The 19880-nt window shown below is 67.2% G+C and carries 20 protein-coding genes; 9 read left to right on the forward strand and 11 right to left on the reverse strand.

Annotation, left to right across the window (positions count from 1 at the left end; all coding sequences use genetic code 11):
• Positions 1-110: 110 nt before the first annotated feature.
• The 5 genes from ABZV44_RS21970 to ABZV44_RS21990 form a co-directional block, all read right to left on the reverse strand.
• Positions 111-1022: a helix-turn-helix transcriptional regulator gene (locus ABZV44_RS21970; protein ID WP_354839127.1), complete on the reverse strand. Its 912-nt coding sequence runs from the start codon at positions 1020-1022 to the stop codon at positions 111-113.
• Positions 1023-1142: 120 nt separating this feature from the next.
• Positions 1143-1637, reverse strand: a complete 495-nt coding sequence (coaD, locus tag ABZV44_RS21975) for a pantetheine-phosphate adenylyltransferase (protein ID WP_354839705.1) — start codon at positions 1635-1637, stop codon at positions 1143-1145.
• Between the two features lie 256 nt (positions 1638-1893).
• Positions 1894-2508, reverse strand: a complete 615-nt coding sequence (locus ABZV44_RS21980) for an NAD(P)H-binding protein (RefSeq protein WP_354839130.1) — start codon at positions 2506-2508, stop codon at positions 1894-1896.
• A gap of 26 nt (positions 2509-2534) precedes the next feature.
• Complete coding sequence (locus ABZV44_RS21985; protein ID WP_354839133.1) at positions 2535-3215, reverse strand: SDR family oxidoreductase; 681 nt, start codon at positions 3213-3215, stop codon at positions 2535-2537.
• A gap of 425 nt (positions 3216-3640) precedes the next feature.
• Positions 3641-4372: an MBL fold metallo-hydrolase gene (locus ABZV44_RS21990; protein ID WP_354839136.1), complete on the reverse strand. Its 732-nt coding sequence runs from the start codon at positions 4370-4372 to the stop codon at positions 3641-3643.
• Between the two features lie 99 nt (positions 4373-4471).
• Between ABZV44_RS21990 and ABZV44_RS21995 the strand changes: the two genes are divergently transcribed.
• Together ABZV44_RS21995 and ABZV44_RS22000 are read left to right on the forward strand one after the other, a co-directional pair.
• Positions 4472-5179 (forward strand): XRE family transcriptional regulator, encoded by a 708-nt coding sequence (locus tag ABZV44_RS21995; protein ID WP_354839139.1) that lies wholly within the window; start codon positions 4472-4474, stop codon positions 5177-5179.
• Positions 5180-5520: 341 nt separating this feature from the next.
• Positions 5521-6591 carry an amidohydrolase family protein gene (locus tag ABZV44_RS22000; RefSeq protein ID WP_354839142.1) on the forward strand — a complete coding sequence of 357 codons (1071 nt, stop codon included), beginning with the start codon at positions 5521-5523 and terminating at the stop codon, positions 6589-6591.
• Positions 6592-6724: 133 nt separating this feature from the next.
• On the opposite strand, the gene ABZV44_RS22005 is transcribed toward ABZV44_RS22000, so the two are convergent.
• On the reverse strand, positions 6725-7237 hold the full coding sequence (locus ABZV44_RS22005; RefSeq protein WP_354839145.1) for a class I SAM-dependent methyltransferase: 513 nt from the start codon (positions 7235-7237) through the stop codon (positions 6725-6727).
• A gap of 341 nt (positions 7238-7578) precedes the next feature.
• Positions 7579-9081, reverse strand: a complete 1503-nt coding sequence (locus ABZV44_RS22010; RefSeq protein ID WP_354839148.1) for an MFS transporter — start codon at positions 9079-9081, stop codon at positions 7579-7581.
• A 90-nt stretch (positions 9082-9171) separates the two neighbouring features.
• Between ABZV44_RS22010 and ABZV44_RS22015 the strand changes: the two genes are divergently transcribed.
• Positions 9172-9828 (forward strand): TetR/AcrR family transcriptional regulator, encoded by a 657-nt coding sequence (locus ABZV44_RS22015; RefSeq protein ID WP_354839151.1) that lies wholly within the window; start codon positions 9172-9174, stop codon positions 9826-9828.
• A 128-nt stretch (positions 9829-9956) separates the two neighbouring features.
• On the opposite strand, the gene ABZV44_RS22020 is transcribed toward ABZV44_RS22015, so the two are convergent.
• The 4 genes from ABZV44_RS22020 to ABZV44_RS22035 form a co-directional block, all read right to left on the reverse strand.
• Positions 9957-11387 carry a three-helix bundle dimerization domain-containing protein gene (locus tag ABZV44_RS22020; protein WP_354839154.1) on the reverse strand — a complete coding sequence of 477 codons (1431 nt, stop codon included), beginning with the start codon at positions 11385-11387 and terminating at the stop codon, positions 9957-9959.
• A gap of 427 nt (positions 11388-11814) precedes the next feature.
• The gene (locus tag ABZV44_RS22025) at positions 11815-12192 is read right to left on the reverse strand and encodes a hypothetical protein (protein WP_354839157.1); all 378 of its coding nucleotides are present in this window, start codon (positions 12190-12192) and stop codon (positions 11815-11817) included.
• A 130-nt stretch (positions 12193-12322) separates the two neighbouring features.
• On the reverse strand, positions 12323-12757 hold the full coding sequence (locus ABZV44_RS22030) for a ferritin-like domain-containing protein (protein WP_354839160.1): 435 nt from the start codon (positions 12755-12757) through the stop codon (positions 12323-12325).
• Positions 12754-13338 carry a hypothetical protein gene (locus tag ABZV44_RS22035; RefSeq protein ID WP_354839163.1) on the reverse strand — a complete coding sequence of 195 codons (585 nt, stop codon included), beginning with the start codon at positions 13336-13338 and terminating at the stop codon, positions 12754-12756. Before ABZV44_RS22035 ends, ABZV44_RS22030 begins: the two co-directional genes overlap by 4 nt.
• A 312-nt stretch (positions 13339-13650) precedes the next feature.
• On the opposite strand from ABZV44_RS22035, the gene rimP reads away from it, so the two are divergent.
• The 6 genes from rimP to rbfA all read left to right on the forward strand — a co-directional run bounded on the left by rimP (position 13651) and on the right by rbfA (position 19880).
• Positions 13651-14271: a ribosome maturation factor RimP gene (gene rimP / locus ABZV44_RS22040; protein WP_354839166.1), complete on the forward strand. Its 621-nt coding sequence runs from the start codon at positions 13651-13653 to the stop codon at positions 14269-14271.
• The gene (gene nusA, locus ABZV44_RS22045) at positions 14268-15317 is read left to right on the forward strand and encodes a transcription termination factor NusA (protein ID WP_354839169.1); all 1050 of its coding nucleotides are present in this window, start codon (positions 14268-14270) and stop codon (positions 15315-15317) included. Before rimP ends, nusA begins: the two co-directional genes overlap by 4 nt.
• A 152-nt stretch (positions 15318-15469) precedes the next feature.
• The gene (locus ABZV44_RS22050) at positions 15470-15775 is read left to right on the forward strand and encodes a YlxR family protein (RefSeq protein WP_354839708.1); all 306 of its coding nucleotides are present in this window, start codon (positions 15470-15472) and stop codon (positions 15773-15775) included.
• Between the two features lie 108 nt (positions 15776-15883).
• Complete coding sequence (gene infB, locus ABZV44_RS22055; protein ID WP_354839172.1) at positions 15884-19006, forward strand: translation initiation factor IF-2; 3123 nt, start codon at positions 15884-15886, stop codon at positions 19004-19006.
• 110 nt (positions 19007-19116) lie between these two features.
• Positions 19117-19407, forward strand: a complete 291-nt coding sequence (locus tag ABZV44_RS22060; RefSeq protein ID WP_040859602.1) for a DUF503 domain-containing protein — start codon at positions 19117-19119, stop codon at positions 19405-19407.
• 20 nt (positions 19408-19427) lie between these two features.
• The gene (rbfA, locus tag ABZV44_RS22065) at positions 19428-19880 is read left to right on the forward strand and encodes a 30S ribosome-binding factor RbfA (protein WP_354839175.1); all 453 of its coding nucleotides are present in this window, start codon (positions 19428-19430) and stop codon (positions 19878-19880) included.

The raw sequence follows: 19880 nt of genomic DNA on the forward strand, positions 1-19880 counted from the left end.
CCGTCCTTTTTTTCTTCGCTCTCCGTGCCACGGGAGGGCGCCCGCCCGCCCCCCCCCCCCCCCCACCACCCCCACGTGCGGCCGACCCCTCGACGGCCGCTGGAAACAGGTCAATTGGTTACGATTCCGTGGATTTCGTCCCGGAGTTCGGCGAGGAATACGCGGGCATCGGTGTCGAACAAAGCCATTCGAGTCAAAGCAGCCCAGCGGCGGCGATGGGCGTCGACAAGTTCGGGGCCGCGAGTGACCATGCTTCCCGGAATCGGTTCCGCGGAGGCGAGTGCGTGGTCCTCGTTCTCGTAGATGACGAAACCGTGCGGGATCGTGGTACTCGCCTCGATATCCTGCGGAATCACCCCGATGGTGACCGTATCGAGGGTCTCGATCGAGATGATCCGGTCCAGTTGGGCGAGGAGCACGCGATGCGGGCCGGGCCGAAAGCGCAGGGCCGCTTCGGTAATCAGGAATTCGAAGCGCTTCGCGGGGTCGTACAGCACACGCTGGCGATCCAGGCGCGCGGCGAGCGCGGCCGCCAGAGCGTCGGGCGCATACGGCGGATCGAAAGTGGCGAACACCCGGCGGGCGTAGTCGGCGGTCTGGAGCAGACCCGGCACCAGTGCGGGCTGGAAGTTCCGCACCACGTGCGCGTCCTCCTCGAATGCCCGTACGTCGTCCTGCAAATGCGGGCGCTCTGCGAGTGAGGCCGCCCAGTCCTGCACCTCGGGCGAGTGCGCCGCTGCGGTGAGAGTCCGCAAAGACTCCTGAGAATTCGCTTCTGCCCCAACCGCATTGGCCCAGTCCAGCACCTGCGGTAGTGGGGGAACCACGTGGCCGGCTTCGATCCGAGACAACGTCGACTGGCTGATTCCGACTCGTTTGGCCAACTCCCGCCCGGAGATTCCGGCCATGTCCCGCAACCGACGCAGCTCCGCGGCCAACTGCTGGCGCGGGTGCGACTGGCGCGCAACGGAATTCGCGGCGGTCACCGCCGCCGCCGTCGCGCCCTCTGTCGGTTGATTCACTGGAACCATGATGATTCAGATCGAATCATCTTGATTCATGCGAGTCAAGACTCGGCCGGTCGCAACGTGAATCAGGGCGTGTGGGATCGGACACATGACACCGATGCGGCCCGTAAGTGGTCAGTCGGATGCCGCGTTCCGCTCAGCCAGTCGCGTCGTGAGCTGGGCGAGCACATGATCGGGAACCAGCCCGGAGACGTCGCCGCCGAGCCCCGCGACCTCTTTGATCAGCGACGAGGACAGGTGGCTGTACTCCGGATCGGAGGCCACGAACAGCGTCTCCACGGTGGACAGCCGGCGGTTCATCTGCGACATCGTGAGTTCGTACTCGTAGTCGCTCACCGCGCGCAGGCCCTTCACCATGGCGCGCACGCCGTGCTGCACGCAGAAGTCGACGAGCAGCCCGTCGATGGCCTCGACGCGGACGTTCGGGTATTCGCCGGTGACGTTGCGGATCATGGCGATCCGCTCCTCGGCGGTGAACAGCGCGCGTTTGCCGGCGTTCTGGCCGACGCCGATGATCACCTCGTCGAACAGCGTCGCGGCGCGGCCGATGATGTCGAGGTGGCCGTTGGTCACCGGGTCGAAGGAGCCCGGGCAGACCGCGCGCCGGATGACCGATTCAGCCATGATCACTTCGCTGTCTTCGCCGTCGTCACTGTCCGGGTGAGGGCCCGGGAGGATCAGCCGTCCCACTGCCCGTGATCCCAAACGGCCGCGACCGGGTGCCTCCGGAGGCGCGGCTCTCAACGCACTATTTTGTCTGACCGTGCTGACCGAACCGGCCAGCACGGGGGACGGAAAATCAACTGGCCGTTACCATCCGGGGTTGGCCGAAGGCGCCGCAGTGCCGGATGGCGGCCAATTCGGGTCAATCGGCGGTCAGGGCGGTGAACGCCGTGGCCCAGTTCACAGGGGTAGGACCGTCATACAGTTCGAAAGTCTTGCCTTGGGATTCGGGATGGAGCAGGGCTGCGACGGCTGCCTGGGCGACGGTCGCGCGGCTGACGCGACCGTCGCCGCGATCGCCCTGTTCGAGATGCACACCGGTGGCGGGTGAATTCGTGAGCCAGCTGGGGCGGACGATCGCATAGGGTGCGCCGCTGTTCCGCAGTGCCTGTTCACCGGCTCCGCGCGCGCGGATGATGCCTGCCATGTCGGGATGTTCGGCGGCGCGGGTGATGTAGATCTGGGAGATCAGAACAATGGGGATCTTCTGTGCGGCGGCCAGTTCGGCGAGCTGTCCGACTCCGGTGTGCATCACCGCGTCGGCGGCTGCGTCATCCACGGGCGGCTCGACCGAGACGATGATGCCGTCGACGCCGGCCAGCATCCGGGGATCGGGCGGGTTCGCCAGGTCGACCGCGATGCTCTGCTCGTCCCGAGGACGCCGGGTGCCGACGACCACCTCGTGACCGAGGTTGCGGAGCAGGTCGACGGCTTGCCGGCCGGTGCGGCCCGTGCCTCCGATGACCAGGTATCTCATGAAACTCCTCAGTTGGGGAAAACCTGTCACCAGGGCAGGGGGTGGCCGTCGCGGAAGAAGCCCCCGGTGGGGCCGGAGCCGGGCAGGGTTGCGGCCCAGACGATTCCGGCCGCACCCTCGGCGACGGGACGGCCGCCGGGGCCGCCCATATCGGTGGCCACCCAGCCCGGGCAGACGGAGTTGACCAGGATGTGGTCGGAGCGCAGCTCGGCGGCCAGCATGCGGGTGAGAGCGTTGAGGGCCACCTTGGTTGTGTTGTAGGCGGGGGTGCCGCCGCCCATGCCGGTGAGGGAGGCGGCTTCGCTGGAGACGTTCACGATGCGGGGGTGGGAACTCTTGCGCAGCAACGGCAAGAAGGCATGGACCATACGCCAGGGCCCGTAGAGGTTGGTCTCCGCGGCCTCATGCACGACCGCCAGGTCCGCGGTCGCCGCGCGCTGCCAGGTGTCGTAGGTGATTGCGGCATTGTTGATCAGGACATCCAGTCGACCGTGCACGCCTTCCACTTCCCGGGCCGCCGCCACGACACTGGCGTTGTCGGTGACATCCAGCAGCAACGGGAGCGCCCCCACCTCTACGGCCGCGGTCTTCCCGGCTTCCTCCGACCGCGCACCCAGCAGCACAGTGAACCCGAGTTCGGCCAGCTGCCTGCAGACTTCCCGGCCGATCCCGCGGTTGCCGCCGGTAACCAGCGCGATATCGCTCATAATTGTCGATCTTGCCGCCGAATCGCCAAGCCGTCGAGTCGCTTTCGCTCAACGGGGCCAGCAAGGCCCTCGAAGCTGTATGGGTTCGGCGACAAGCGCTGGAGTTTCGTGCTCAGCGTCCGTTGAGTGATAGTGCCTCGTGCACGGCGATGCCGAGCGCGCGAGGTAGCGCCGTTATCGGCCACGAGCGCATCGGCTTCGGAGGCATTCAGTGTGCCGTAGCGTTCTATGACATCTCAACCATCCGCACATGCTGATGAGCGATCGGAGTGTAGGCCCGCCTTGGACCGCGGCGGCGGTAGTGACTGAGGCGGGCTTGGTGCTGGCGGCGTCGCCGGCGTCTTCAGCGTGGTCGCCGGATTTCCTTTGCGGCAAATGTTTTCGATGCCGCCATCGCGAGCGCTCCCCGGAGCTGGCAGGCTCGGTCAGCCGATCGCTGGTGCGAGGTATTCCAGCGCATAACCATTGCCGGAGGGGGTCACGCGGGCGATGCCGGGTGAGTCGAGGTGGGCGCCGGCTACGAAGTGGTGTGGCTGGGTCAGTTGTTCGAGGAGGGCGGCTCGTGCGGCGCGGGCCTGGGACTGGTTGCCATCGAGCTCCCAGGACACGTTCGGCTGATCGAATTGGAGTGTGGGAACGTGAACGGTGTCGCCCCACACGAGAAGGTGGCCGGTGCCGCTCCTGACGTCGTAGACGGTGTGACCGGGTGTGTGGCCCGGCGTCGGGATCGCGGTGATCCAGTCGTTGATCGCGACCTTCTCCGACACCGGTACGACCCGGTCGCGGATCGGCTCGAGCCGCCCCGTGAACACCGAGGTGTCGCCCGCGCCGATCCACACGCGCTCGAGTTCGGTGAACGCCTCTGCACCGTCCGGCGCGATCAGGCCGCTCACGTGGTCTTCGTGCCTGTGTGTGATGGCCACGTCGGTGACTTGCGCGCGGTCGATTCCCGCTTCGTCGAGCGCGTCGTAGATCAATCCCATGGTGGGGTCATGCCAGACGTTGGATGCGCCGGTGTCGATGAGAACCGACCGCGTGCCGTCGGTGACGAAGAAGGCGTTGACCGACAGCCGCAAGTTGTCGCCGGCCAGCGGCACGGCGGCCGGAAGCTCAATGAGCTCGCGCCCATCCTCGTCGCGGAGCCGGGTCGGCGGCATGTCGATGTATCCGTCTCGCAACGAGATCACCTGCAGATCGCCGAATTCGAACGTGGCATGGTGCCGGCCACTCGAGATCAAACGCATGGAACCTCCGTCGTGTTGGGCGCATATCGCGTGTCTTCGATAGAAGACTACATCTTCTTTAGGAGAAATCTAGACTGTGGACAGCAAGGTACCCATCGATCGAGGAGCATGGTGGTCGAGCAAGACGGAAACGCGGCCGAACCGCAGCGCGGTGACGACCTGGCCGGCGCGTTCGGCGCCAACGTGCGGCGACGTCGCGAGGAGGCGGGCCTGACGCTGGAGCAGCTGTCCATACAGTCGTCGGTCAGCAGGGCGATGCTGTCCAAGGTCGAACGCGGTGAGAAGAGCCCGACGATCGGCGTGGCGTCCAGGATCGCCCACGCGCTCGACGCATCGCTCTCGGACCTGATCGGTGGGGCGACTGCTGCCGCGTCCGGTGTGGCCGTAGTCCTGCGCAAGAACGATCGCCCCGTTTTCCGTGACCCTGAAACCGGCTTCGAACGGCACATGGTGTCAGCGGCCCCGGGCGCGGGAGGAGCCGAGATGGTCGCCCACTACCTCCCCGCACAGGTCTCTACCGGGCTGCTGCCCGCGTATCCGCCGGGTACGGAGAAACAACTCGTGGTGCTCGAAGGCACCCTCACCGTCGCGATCGGCGGGATCAGCGAGACCCTGAACACAGGCGACTCCCTGTTCTTCCAGGCCGACGCGGACCACGGCTTCGCCAACCGAACGAACGCTCCCTGCGAATACATCATGTTCATCTCACGCAGAACCTGAACGGTCCAGATCCGAATAGCCGACCACTGTGTCGAATTGGGGTGAGCACGGTGCCCGGCGAGGCATGGCCGCTGCCATCCGGGCTTCAGCAGGATCGACGAAAACGCCCTATGCCGCTACCCGCGCTGACCGAACCGGCCATCGCACCAACGTTGGAAATCAACTGGGACTACTGGTCTGAGCCACGCACCACATTGCCGATTGGCGTGCATCACCAGGCAGCGGCGCGACCAGGCGGTAGCGCGACGTGTGTGGCTGGTACGTGGTTGTGTACGAACTTGTTCTGTCCTGGAACGTGTTCTGGCCTGCGAGGTATGTGGGGGACTCTGGGTGGAAAGCTCGTGCTGAAGAACATTCGTGTCTTCAACGGTCGTGCGATCGGCGAGCCGACGTCAGTCGTAATCGACGGCTCGGTGATCGGTACCGATGCCGGAGACGCCCAGGCGGTCGACGGCGGGGGTGGCGTTCTCGTACCGGGGTTCATCGACGCGCATGTACACCTCGATGGCCCCGAGACGCTGGACCTCCTTGCCGCACATGGTGTTACCACGGCACTCGACATGGGGATGCTGCAGTCGGAATTGATCGCGTCTGTGCGAGAACGTTCGGGTACGACGAGCATCTATAGCGCGGGGGTGCCAATTATCGGCTCGGCTGGTGTCCACTCGCGGGTTCCGGGAATTGCGACCATCGCGGTCATCAGCAGCCCCGAAGAAGCTGAACCGTTGGTCGCGCAGCGTATCGCCGACGGCTCCGACTACATCAAACTGATCCTGGAGGCGCCGGGGGACGGCGGACCCGACGCACCGACAGCGAAAGCTGTTGTCGCCGCGGCACATGAGCGAAATGTACAGGTGGTCGCGCACGTTACTACGCCCGGCGCATACGCGATGGCCATCGATGCGGGGGTCGATATCCTCACCCACGTTCCGCTGGGTGCCCGATTGCCCGCCTCCGATGTCGAGCGGATGGCGATCGGTCGGCATGCCGTTGTTCCGACCTTGACCATGATGGAGGGATCTGCCGATACATACGGTGTCGGCGCCCTGTTCGACGACGCACTGGCCAACATGGCAGCGCTGCGGAAGGCAGGCGTCGCGGTGCTGGCAGGCACCGATGCCAATGCGACACCGGGTCTTCCCTTCCACCCGCCGTTCGGCGCCGGCTTGCATCATGAGCTGGAATTGCTTGTACGCGCAGGTTTGTCGACCGTAGAAGCTCTGAACGCGGCAACCGTACTGCCCGCACGTCACTTCGGGCTCGCGGATCGGGGCGTGATCGCACCGGGCATGCGCGCAGACCTCATTTTGCTCGACGGCGACCCGATCGCCGATATCCGTGCGGCCCGAACGATACGCAGAATCTGGTGCGGCGGCACCGAACACACGCCGGCCGAGCCCCTTGACTCCTGAAGAGCGGAACGCACGGTATTGCCGCGACCAGCGCGGTCGGTCCCAAGCGACCGACGCGGGCATAGGCAAGATGTGAGAGCGGCCTCGACGCTCATTGCATCCGTAGCTCAGAGCGGCGTGATCACCTGTCGGATCAGCAAACCTGGCGGCGCGCGAGAATGATCCCCCCGAGCTTGCTCTCGGCTGAGATGAGAGTTCTGGATGCCTCGACGACGAAACCGGCATCCTCTAGCCACGTACGCATTTGGCTGTGCTGGCGACGATGGACACGGAGGTTCATTTGGTGTCCGCCGTAGCCATGGGTCATCAACTGCGACTCGTCTCCGACGTGGAAACCGAGTAGCAGTGGTCCGCCGGGCCGAAGCACCCGCTGGAAATGCGCTAAGACCGAACCGATCTCATCGTCGGGGATGTGGATCAGCGAGTACCACGCGACCAGGCCGGCCATCGAGTCGTCTGCCAGAGCGAGGTTCGTCATTGAGCCAAGATCGAACCGGAGGTCGGGGTGATCACGCCGAGCCATCCCGATCATTCCGGGCGACAAGTCGATTCCGAACACGTCCGTGCCCAGTTGACGCAGGTGAGCCGTGATCCTCCCTGTCCCGCATCCCACATCCGCGACCGGTCCCCCGCCCTGGGCCTGCACCAGGTCGGCGAAGAACGCCAGGACAGCGCGCGCTCTTCGGGTGTTTCATCGAGAAGGTGACGTGTCAGGTCTGCATAACTGGCAGCGACGGTGTCGTACGACGCCCGCGTGTCCTCCAGCCAGCCATCAGTGTTCGGTCCCATTCCCACGACCGCAGGTTACCCACTAGCCCGAGCAGGACGACGCTTTAGTTCAGCGAAGTCGAGATCTACTGCACCACAGTCGATCCTGTCCAACTCGGGCGTCGGAAGAGAAACGGACTGAGGTCTTCTCGGGCTGCTGACTCCACCGAACGTCCTGCGGTGCCGAGTTGCGCCCGGATTGGACCTCAGGTCCGATCGTCAGAGGCTGGTCGACGCCGTGGCGAACTCACCGGCGCTCGCCAGGGCGATGTCCTCGTCGACCTCGTGCTGGGTCAGGCGCCGGCCGCTGGGGCCGAGGCCGAATCCGGCCAGTAGTGCTGCCACCGCGAAGAAGGCCGCGCCGGTGAGGAAGGCGATGCGGTAGGCGTCTTCGGCGGGCAGGGCCACGACGGCACCGTTGGGCAGGGCGTGGCGCAGGGTGTCGCTGGTGAGGATCGTGACGACCAGCGCGCTGCCGATGGCGCCGCCGACGGTGCGCATGATGGAGTTGATCGAGTTGGCGATTCCGGTCTCGTGCGGTGCGACATTGGCGACCAGCAGGGCGGGCATGGCGGCGTAGGCGATCGCGATCGCGGCATTCGCGACGACCAGTGCGACAACGACTTCCGCGCTCGTCGTATGGAGCAACGCCAGGGCGGTGAGAGCGCACAGGCCGATGACGCTGGCGAGCAGCAGAACAAAGCGCGGGCCGATCCGCCCGACCAGACGCCCGGCGAGCGGACCCATCACCACCGACACCACGGCGCCCGGCAGCATGAAGGCCACACTCGTGCGCAGCACCGAGGCGTCGAAACCGAATCCCGCCAGCGCCCGCGGCGTCGCCACGAAATAGGTCGCCCCCAGGAACACGCTGAACATCGCGAAACCGACGCAGAAACTGGCCAGGTTGGTCACCGCGACCGGCCGACGCGCCAGCAGCGAGGTCGCCACCAGCGGCTCACGCAGCTTGGACTGCAGCAGCAGGAACCCGGCCAGCACGATCGCCGCGGCCACGAACAGCCCGATCACTCGCGCGCTGCCCCAACCCCATTCGTGTCCTTGCGAGATCGGCAGCAGCAGGCAGACCAGACCGGTGCCGAGAACCGCGGCACCCACATAATCGACGCGGCCACCCTGCCCCGGGCGGCGCGGCAGCGTCACGAACGCCAGCACCAGCACCAGCGCCGTCAGCACGACGCACAGCCAGAAGATGCGGCGGTAGTCCGCACCGCCCTGTGTCAGCAGACCCGTCGCCACCAGCGCAACACCGCTACCCACGCCCAGGGTCGATGCGGTGACGGCCAACGCCCCGGTCAGGCGCTCGGCGGGAAGTTCGTGACGCAGCACGCTGATCGCCAGCGGGAACAGGCCGAAACTGGCTCCCTGCAGGGCCCGTCCGACGATCAGCAGATCGATGCTGTGCGCCGACGCGGCGAGCAGGCTGCCGGCCAGCGTGACCACGAGCGTCGACAGCACGACCGGTTTGTGCCCGTAGACATCGCCCAGTCGCCCGAGCAGCGGCGTCAGCGCCGAGGCGGCCAGCATCGTCGCCGTCGTCACCCATCCGACGGTCGTCGCCGAGACGCCGAGCTGCAGACCGATCTGCGGCAGCGCGGGCACGGGCAGCGTCTGAGCCATGGCCAGCAGAAACACGGTGCTGGCCATGGTCAGCACGATCGCGGTCGGCGACGAAGCGCGCCGGAGCTCGAGCGTTGAGGTCATTGCTGGCACGCTACGCTGGAATCGACACAGTGTCGATTATGATAGACGCCACGTCGATTACCGGAATGTAAATCGCTCTAGGGTGGGGTCATGGCGCAAAAGGGCGGACACGGAGTGAACCGGACCCCAGGCACGACCGAAGGTCTCCGCCGCCGCGGCACCATGTCCAAAGGTGATCAGCGCGAGGCCCAGATCCTGCACGCGACCCGCCACCTGCTGACGAAGAAGCCGATGGCCAACCTGACCGTCGACGACATCACCAACGCGACCGGCATCTCACGCACCAGCTTCTACTTCTACTTCCCCTCCAAGCAGGCGGTCTTCGCCCGCCTCATGGAGGACGTGAGCGACCGCTACGCGCAAACCCACGTCTGGCTGCCGTCCACCGGCCCGCAGCGAGAGCTCCTGCGCACCCAGCTCAGCGGAGCGGCCGAGATCTGGCACGACAACAGCGCGATCCTCGTCTGCTCGCTCGAGGGCTACGACAGCAGCTACCCCCCGCTGACCGAGTTCATCGCCGGCATCCAGGCACGATTCACCACTGGGCTCGCGGCCAAGATCGACCGCGACCGCGCGGCCGGGCTCGCTCCCGAGGGGATCGACTCGGCAACGCTCGCGGGCCTGGTCGCGCTCATGCGCGACGGGCGGCTCTCCCAGCTGGCCGCGGCACCCCCGGATGACATGCCCAGCAGCATCGACGACCTCGCCGAGGCGATTCTGCGCCTGATCTACGGCCGACTCGATTGACCTCGCCGTGCGGTGCCCGGGGCGCGGCCAGGATCGGCGGCCGATTCGCGAATCTGTCAGGCTATGAACGCAATCCGGGCCGGACGCCACAAGGTGTCCGGCCCGGATCGGTTATGTCGTGCTGGGGCTCAGTTGTAGGACTTGGCGACGCCGTCGAGGAGGTGTTCGAGGGTGTCGTAGTCGGGTGGGCTGACCTGGTTGACCAGGTTCACGTCGACCGGGACCTGGTGGGCGGCAGTGGTATTCGTGAACAGGGTCACGTCGGTGGGGCGGAAGCCGTGTTCGGCGGCCAGGCGCTGCAGGTCGGGGTCGGTGGTGAGGAGCTTGCCGATCTGGTCGCCCTTGTCGTCGAGGGGAACCACCGTGTGCTGCGACATGACCGTCGGTTTGGGGTACATCAGGACCATGTCGGGCTTGAGCTGGTTGTGCACGGCCGCGTCGACATACTGGGCCTCGTAGATCCAGGCCATGGGGACGGTGCCCATGCCGTTGGACAGGTAGTCCTTGAAGGGGCCGTCGCTGCTGGACTCGGTGAAGCCCTGCCGGGTGAACAGGCGCGAAACACGGGACACCGCAAAGTCTTCCGCCTTGGCACCGCGCACGATGGTGTTGTCATTGGCGACGTAGGCGGTCACCGCCAGGTACATGGCCGCCGAGTTGGAGGTGCGTGGATCGGTCGTGGAGACCAGCACGTTCTTCGGCACCGAATAGGTCGAATTGCCCTCCAGCTGGTTCCACTGGATGCCCTTCTCGGCCAGCGCCAGATACTTCTCGACGTCGAAAGTCGTTGTCGCGCCAGGCTGCACGATCCCGGCCTGGGTCAGCAGGTCGGCGATCGGCTTGAAGGTGGCGATCACCATGGGGGAGGAGAACGGCACGTACTTGCCGGTCACTCCGCTCTTGCGCTGAACCAGCTCCGCGGCGGCCGAGCTGGACGGGAAGGCGAAGTCGTACTTGCCCAGATCGACCGAGGTGGCGATCTGCCGGGACCCCGCGGGCTCCACGTCCACCTTGAACCCGTGCTTGGCCAATGCGCCGGCCACCTTGGGATCGTCGAAGAACGCCGACTTCTCCGAGCCGGCCACACCGTGCACGGTGGTCAGGGCCGGCGCGGCGGTGGTTCCCGACGGCGAATCCGGTTGCCGCACAGCCATGATCACCGCGAACGCCAGCACCACCACGACACCCGCCGCGACCACGCTCAGTGCCCGCTTGTTCTCGACCAGCCGAGCCGGAACGAATCGCCCTGCGACAGCGGCGAATACGCTCGTGGTCTCCGCCGGATGCCCATCCGGCGAACCCTGCTCGCCGACCGCCGCCTTGGTCAGATCCACCTCCGTGGCAGCATTCATGGACCGTTTCGGATCCAATTCCCGCCGCGCAATCCGCTCGACGAGAATCGGTACGAACTCGCGCACCGAATGCCCCTCGAACCGCTTGCGCACCGCCCCCACCACGGCCTCGACCCGCTCTGCCGGATGCGCCTCGCCATAGTCCTCGACCAGGCGATTCGTCACCTCCCGCAGTGCCTTCTCTTCCCGCGCAGCATCGACCGCCACAGCATCTCCTCGACCTCACACCGAATTCCGTTGCACGGCAAGAAAAATGCGAAGGAGCCGCGCCGACCGGACCCTATGCCGCCAGAGTGCCCACATGTGATCGCCAATGCAAACGCCAAGTGCGCCTTCGGCGAATTCCTGGTGACCGCTCGGTCAGAACTCGAGTTCAGCCCAAGGGATGCGGATGGGGAAAGGATGATCGGAGAGGATCTCGGTCGACGTGTCCGGTCCCCACTCGCCCGCCAGGATGTAGTTCGAGGGATGGAGCGGGGCCACCCCGGACGGAATTTTGCCGTGACTCAACGCGAGAACGCAGGCACGAACGCTCTCGGTGCCGCTCAGGTCCTGCTCCAGGGAAACCTCCCGGTACCAGGGGATACCCGCACCCGCGTAGCGGGCTTCTGCGCCTCGATAACGCGTGGGGTGTTCACGGTGACAGTACTTCGCCGGCGATCAGCACGTCTGCCGCGCGGATATCTCGATTGTGCTGCGCGAGACAGCGGTAGACGAGAAAGTCAGGTGTGACGAAATCGGACTTTCCGGTTTTGCCGAGGAAGACGTTGCATTCGACCGAAACACGCCAGCAGCGGTCGGGCTGCTTCGACATCTCCTCACGTGCGCACCGACGCAGCGCATTGCGAAACTCCACCGAGCAGTCCTGATGGTCAGCGGGGCCACGCCGCCTCCATGCGACCCGGCCGTCCCACAGCTCGATTTCTCCGGCGATCTCATCCGGTAACCGCTCGAGGTCCTCCCAGATCATGAAATCCGGGAGGTTCGGACGATCGACATCCGAGGTCGGCATACCCGACACGCTACCGAGACCGACCGCAGGATCGATCCGCCGCTCGCCACCTCTCATTGATCCCCCTGCCGGTCTTGTCCCGAGGAGGATTCGATGCCGTTTACCGCGGCGGATTGCTGTGGATGGCGGTTCAGGCCTGACCGGGAAACGCGACCGTTGTGGGATTAGTGCCCAAGATCGACTGCCAAGTGGCAAGGCGGACAGCGCATTCGGTGAGAGCCTCGATGCCGGTGCGGCGGACATCCGGGTTGTCGGCTCGTTCGACCACCGCGCGCCAGGCCGCCGCCGCGTCGGATTCGACGGTCACCGCCAGCTTGGCGGCCGGGATAGGGTCGTTCACCGGGATGGGGGAGGTGTAGGCGGCGGCGGGCTCGGGAACCGTTGCGCCGGAAGCCTTCAGCGTGTCGATGGTGGCGTCGCGGCGGGCGCGGTGGGATGCCGTGTACTCGGCGACGAGTTTGTCGCGGTCGTGGTTGGCGTAGGCCGCGATCACGCCGTAGGCGTAGACAGCGGCGTATTCGGCGCTCAACGCATCGATGAGTGCCTGCTGGTCGGTTGTGGTCATGCCAGGAGAACCCCCGCGTGGGTAGCGCACGACGCGCTGATCGAAGAGAGGAGACCGGCGCGGTAGCCGGAGAGCTGGGCCGACAGATCGGCCGCCGAGCGCTGGGACTGCTGGAGCTGGGTGCGCAGGACGGCGACGCCCGGGGGCGGGACGGGCGCGGTCGGGGTGACCGGTGGGGTGCGCCGGCTGGGGGTACTGCCGTCGCCGTAAACGCCTATGGCGCGGTCGATTTCGGTGCGCAGGGCGTCGGCGTGGGCGGTGCGCTGGGTGGCGATGGTCTGCAGCGCACCGGCCTTGTCGGGAGAGGTCGCGATGGCGGCGGTCGCGGCGGCCGCGTCGGTACGGGCCGAGGTCTCCTGCGCGATCAGCGGATCCGGAGCCGCGGGGGTGTCGTTCCCGGTGCAGGCGGCCAGCGCGCTCACCGCCGCCACCGCCAGCGCGCCGCCACCGGCCAGCCGCAGCGCGCTGCGGCGGTTCACGGCGCGGAGGGGAGGTTCGGGGGTGGGGGAGGACCCGGTTCGGTCCGGCGGGACCGTGAGACCGACGACATCGGCCGGAAGGCCGCTCTGACTGCTGGGCACGGCATACATGGTGCCAGCCGTCGCGGACAGCTTGCTGCGTGAGGGCCGTCGGATAGGCTGTGATCTGGAACGACGGGGAACCGTCATGGGCGCGTCGTGCTGGACACGCCGTCAGCACCACAGCGCCGACCATGCCGAAATCGAGCGAGTTGGCTGGTCCTTTACACTCTTTCCGCGCGTTACGCTAGACCTTCGGCACGGCATTTCGCCGAATCCTCCCTCCTGAGGGTGGAGACGGGTCTGCCGACCGTGCCCGACCAGTATCGATACCGACAACTCAACCCGTGACAACTGAACCAGGAGCCGCCCCACATGCCGATGCCGACCGAGGAAAGGGTGAGCCAGCTAGTTGCTGAGCTCGTCGAACGCCGAGGATTCGACCTCGAAGGCGTCGCGATTTCGGCTGCCGGTACAGCGCAGGCCAAGCTCAAGGTCACCGTCGACAGCGACGATTCTCCCGACCTGGACGCTGTCGCGGAACTCAGCTCGGAGATCTCGCAGGCCCTCGACGACGCCGATGACTTCGGCGAGACCGCCTACCTGCTCGAGATCACCACCCCCGGCATCGACCGGCCCCTCGCCTCCCCGCGCCACTGGCGGCGCGCCCAGGGTCGCAAGGTGAAGATCGTGCTGCGCCCCGGCGCCGAATCACCGGAGGAGAAGGGCAAGACCACGTTCGAGGCCCGCGTCGGCGTCCTCACCGAGACCGACGTCGCCCTGGTCCTCGGCGGCAAGCGGAAGCCACACCGGGTGACGGTGCCGCTCGCCGATATCCAATCCGCCGTCGTGCAGGTGGAATTCGCTCCACCCGGCGCGGCCGAACTGGAACTCGCAGGGGGAGTAGCGCCGGGCCGTCCCCAGCCCGGTGCGCAGGAGGGATCCGAAAACGAAGCAGCAGAGTCCGATTCACTGACCGAAGGGATCGTGGAATGAACATCGAAATCGAAGCCCTGCGCGCGATTGTCGCCGACAAGGGGATCTCGATGGAGACGGTGATCTCCGCGATCGAGTCCGCCTTGCTCACCGCCTACCGGCACACCGAGGGTCACCAGCCCAACGCCCGCATCGACATCAACCAGAAGACCGGTGTCGTGCGCGTGATGGCCCGCGAGCTCGACACCGACGGCAACGTCATCTCCGAATGGGACGACACCCCCGAAGGTTTCGGCCGCATCGCCGCCACCACCGCCCGCCAGGTCGTGCTGCAGCGGCTGCGCGACGCCGAGAACGAGAAGTCCTTCGGCGAGTTCTCCACCCACGAGGGCGACATCGTCGGCGGTGTGGTGCAGCGCGACGCCCGCATGAACGCCCGCGGCACCGTCGTGGTCCGCATCGGCTCGGAAGCCCATGGCGCGGAAGGCGTCGTCCCGCCCGCGGAGCAGGTGCCGGGCGAGACCTACGAGCACGGTGACCGCATCAAGTGCTACGTGGTCGGCGTCTCCCGCGGCCCGCGCGGCCCGCAGATCACCCTCTCGCGCACCCACCCCAACCTGGTGCGCCGCCTGTTCGCCCTGGAGGTCCCCGAGATCGCCGACGGCTCGGTGGAGATCGTGGCCGTGGCCCGCGAGGCCGGGCACCGCTCCAAGATCGCCGTGCGTTCGACGGTCCCCGGCGTCAACGCCAAGGGCGCCTGCATCGGCCCGATGGGCCAGCGCGTGCGCAACGTGATGAGCGAGCTGGCCGGCGAGAAGATCGACATCATCGACTACGCGGAGGACCCGGCCACCTTCGTCGGGAATGCGCTGTCGCCGTCGAAAGTTGTATCCGTCACCATCGTGGACCCCGAGGCCCGCGCCGCGCGGGTGGTGGTTCCGGACTTCCAGCTTTCCCTCGCCATCGGCAAGGAGGGCCAGAACGCCCGCCTGGCGGCCCGGCTCACCGGCTGGCGCATCGACATTCGTTCCGATGCGGCGCCCGAGGTCCAGGGTGGTGTGCGTCCCGCGGCGGCGGCCGGCGGTGGCGAGGCCCACCGGGGTTGATCTTGCCGGATCCATCCGGCCCGGTCCGTCCCGAGATTTGTGAAACAGACCCCTGGGATGACAGGTTGGTAACTTCCAAGGGGTACGGATGCGGAGATCGGGACGTGACAGCGGTAGAGTGGACGCAGGCTCAGCGCGAGTCTTCGGCTTCTCTGCGCGCCGAGCGGGTGTCAGCAAGATCGGCACCCGTCCGGACCTGCATCGGATGTCGCAGACGCGAGCTGGCCGCCGATCTGATGCGGGTCGTGGCGCAAGGGTCTGCCTCCGGGCAGGACGTTGTGGTCATTCCGGATCCGCGGCACAGACTTCCCGGAAGGGGTGCCTGGTTGCACCCCTCTTCGGCTTGTCTGAGCCAAGCAGTTCGGCGCCGAGCATTCGGCAGAGCACTACGAGTGTCCGGACATCTGGATATCTCAGCCCTGGAGCATTACGTAGAGAACAGGCACGAGCACTCATGAGCAAACCGTGAAGTCCCAGAAATGATCGGCCTTCGAAATTAGTCGAGGTCGTGCGCGCGTCCCGTCGTGAAACGGGCTGCTGCGCTCGACCTCTGAGTGAGGAGAGCAGTGGCAGGCAAGGCCCGCGTGCACGAGTTGGCTAAAGAACTCGGTGTCACGAGCAAAGAACTACTCGCGCGGCTCAAGGAGCAGGGCGAGTTCGTGAAGTCGGCGAGCTCGACGGTGGAAGCACCCGTCGCGCGCCGGCTGCGGGAGTCGCTCGCACCCAAGAGCGCCCCGTCCAATGGGACCGCCAAATCGGCGACCCCCAAGCCCAGTGGTGACGGCGCCCCGCGTCCGGCCGCCAAGCCGGCCGCCCCCGGTGCCGGTCCCCGTCCGGGCCCCCGCCCGACGCCGCAGGCTCCGGCCCCCGCGCCGCAGGCTCCGGCCCCCGCGCCGCAGGCTCCGGCCCCGGCTCCGCAGGTGGCTCCGGCTGCCCGCGCCGAGTCGGTCGAGGCTCCGGCTGCCCGTCCGGCGGCCCCGGGACCCAAGCCCGCCGCTCGCGAAAGCATTGCTCCCGCAGCGGCTTCCGCGTCGGCAACCCCGTCCGCTCCGGCCCCGCAGGCCCCGCGTCCGAACGCGCCGCGTCCGGGTGCTCCGGCCCCGCGTCCCGCGCAGCAAGGCAGCGCCCCGGCGGCTCAGCAGGGCGCCCCGCGTCCGGCCGGACCCAAGCCGGGTCCGAAGGCGCCGCGGGTCGGTAACAACCCGTTCTCCTCGGCTCCGGAGCGTCCGGCGCCGCGTCCGGCTCCCCGTCCGGGCCAGCAGCAGGGCGGTCCCCGTCCGGGTCAGCATCAGGGCGGTCCCCGTCCGGGTCCGGCCCAGGGTGGTCCGCGTCCCGGTCCGCAGGGCGGTCCTCGTCCGGGTCCGGGCCAGGGTGGCCCGCGTCCGGGTCCCGGTCAGGGCGGTCCGCGTCCCGGTCCGGGTCAGGGTGGTCAGCGTCCGGCCGCGGCCGGTCAGGGCGGTCCCCGTCCGGGTGGCCCGCGTCCCAGCCCCGGCTCGATGCCGCCTCGGCCCAACCCGGGTGCCATGCCCGCGCGCGCTCAGCGCCCGGCCGGTCCGGGTGGCGCAGGCCGTCCGGCGCGTCCGGGTGGTCCGGGCGGCGCCGGTGGCGGTCGTCCCGGTGGCGGCGGCGGTGGCTACCGCGGCGGCGGCGCTCCCGGTGGCGGTCAGGGTGCCGGCGCCGGTGCCGGTACCGGCGGTGCTCCCGGTGGTTTCCGCGGTCGTCCCGGTGGTGGTGGCGGCGGTGGCCGTCCCGGTTCCGGTGGTGGTCGCGGCGGTGCCGCGGGTGCCTTCGGACGTCCGGGTGGCGCTCCCCGCAAGGGCCGCAAGTCGAAGCGGGCGAAGCGCGCCGAGTACGAGAACCAGCAGGCGCCCATCGCCGGTGGCGTGCGGCTGCCGCGCGGCAACGGTGAGATCGTTCGCCTCGCTCGTGGCGCGTCGCTGTCCGACTTCGCCGAGAAGATCGGCGCCAACCCGGCCTCGCTGGTGCAGGCGTTGTTCAACCTCGGTGAGATGGTCACCGCTACCCAGTCGGTGAACGAGGAGACCCTCGAACTGCTGGGTTCGGAGATGAACTACGTCGTGCACGTGGTCTCTCCGGAGGACGAGGACCGTGAGCTGCTCGCCAACTTCGACCTCACCTACGGCGAGGACGACGGCGACGAGGAAGACCTGCAGGTCCGTCCGCCGGTCGTGACCGTCATGGGTCACGTCGATCACGGTAAGACCCGACTGCTGGACACCATCCGTAAGGCCAACGTCCGTGAGGGCGAGGCCGGCGGCATCACCCAGCACATCGGCGCCTACCAGGTGCTGGCCGAGGTCAACAACGACGACCGTCTCATCACCTTCATCGACACCCCCGGTCACGAGGCGTTCACCGCCATGCGTGCCCGTGGTGCGAAGGCCACCGACATCGCGATCCTCGTGGTCGCGGCCGACGACGGCGTCATGCCGCAGACGGTGGAGGCCATCAACCACGCGCAGGCCGCGGACGTGCCGATCGTGGTGGCGGTCAACAAGATCGACAAGGAAGGCGCGAACCCGCAGAAGATTCGCCAGCAGCTGACCGAATACGGTCTGGTCGCCGAGGAATACGGTGGCGAGACCATGTTCGTGGACATCTCGGCGAAGCAGGGCACCAACATCGAGTCGCTGCTCGAGGCCGTGGTCCTGACCGCGGACGCCGCCCTGGACCTGCGGGCCAACCCGAACATGGACGCGCAGGGTGTGGCCATCGAGGCCCACCTCGACCGCGGCCGTGGCCCGGTGGCGACCGTGCTCATCCAGCGCGGCACGCTGCGCGTCGGCGACTCGATCGTGGCGGGCGACGCCTACGGTCGCGTGCGCCGCATGGTCGACGAGCACGGCGACGACGTCGAGGCGGCGCTGCCGTCGCGGCCCGTCCAGGTCATCGGTTTCACCTCGGTGCCGGGCGCGGGTGACAACCTGCTCGTCGTCGAGGAAGACCGCATCGCGCGTCAGATCGCCGACCGCCGCAACGCTCGCAAGCGCAACGCCCTGGCCGCGCGCAGCCGCAAGCGGATCTCCCTGGAAGATCTGGATGCCGCTCTGAAGGAGACCTCGGAGCTGAACCTGATCCTCAAGGGCGACAACTCCGGTACCGTCGAGGCCCTCGAAGAGGCGCTGCTCGGTATCGATGTGGGCGACGAGGTGCGGCTGCGCGTCATCGACCGCGGTGTCGGTGGCGTCACCGAGACCAACGTCAACCTGGCGTCGGCGTCGAACGCGATCATCATCGGGTTCAACGTCCGGGCCGAGGGCAAGGCGACCGAGCTGGCGAACCGCGAAGGCGTGGACATTCGCTACTACTCGGTCATCTACCAGGCGATCGACGAGATCGAGAAGGCCCTCAAGGGTCTGCTCAAGCCGATCTACGAGGAGCACGAGCTGGGTCGGGCGGAGATCCGCCAGATCTTCCGGTCCTCCAAGTTCGGCAATATCGCGGGTTGCTGGGTGCTCTCGGGCTCGGTCAAGCGCAACGCCAAGGCGCGCCTGATCCGCGACAACGTGGTGGTCGCCGAGACCACCATCCAGTCGCTGCGTCGCGAGAAGGACGACGTCACCGAGGTCCGCGAAGGCTACGAGTGCGGTATGACCGTGGGCTTCAACGACATCAAGGACGGCGACATCATCGAGGCCTACGAGCTGCGGGAGAAGCCGCGCGACTAGGAAGCAGTACACGATCCCGCCGGGCCTCCGGGTCCGGCGGGGTTGTGCCCCCTTCCCTTTCCGGGTAACCGTGCGCGCATTCCCCGGGGCGCGTTCATATGACTGAAAAGATGTTCTTCGGAGCGCTCGAGTTCGATATCTTGCTCGGTGATGTGCATTCACTGAAAGAGAAGCGCTCTGTCATCCGCCCCATCCTCGCCGACCTGAAACGGTTCGAGGTGAGTGTCACCGAGGGCGGAGATCATGACCGGTATCGCCGGGCATTGCTCGGTGTGGCAATGGTCAGCTACGGCATGAATCACCTGACCGAGGTGCTGGACAAATGTGAACGGCACGTCGCCAATCGTCCGGAGTTACAGTTGCTGGCGGTACGCCGTCGCGTCTTCGGACCCGAAGACTGAAGAAGTGAGGAGGGCTCGGCATGGCTGATCAGGCTCGAGCACGCCGACTCGCGAAGCGCATCTCGTCCATCGTCGCCACGGCGATCGAATACGAGATCAAGGATCCGCGACTGCGGTTCGTCACCGTTACCGACGCCAAGGTGACCGGTGACCTGCGCGAGGCGACCATTTACTACACCGTCATGGGCGAAACCATCGACGCCGAACCCGATTACGCGGAAGCCGCCGCCGGCCTGTCGAAGGCCGCGGGGATTCTGCGGTCCAAGGTCGGCGCGGGCACCGGGGTGAAGTTCACCCCGACGCTGGCGTTCAAGCTCGACACCGTGCCCGACGCGGCCCGCGAGATGGAGGAGCTGCTGGCCAAGGCCCGCGCCTCCGACGCGCGCGTGGCGCAGGTGGCGGTCGGCGCGAACTACGCCGGTGAGGCGGATCCGTACAAGTCGGACGAGGACGAGGAAGACGACGAAGCCTGA

The organism is Nocardia sp. NPDC004860 (assembly GCF_040609015.1).
GTDB lineage: Bacteria > Actinomycetota > Actinomycetes > Mycobacteriales > Mycobacteriaceae > Nocardia.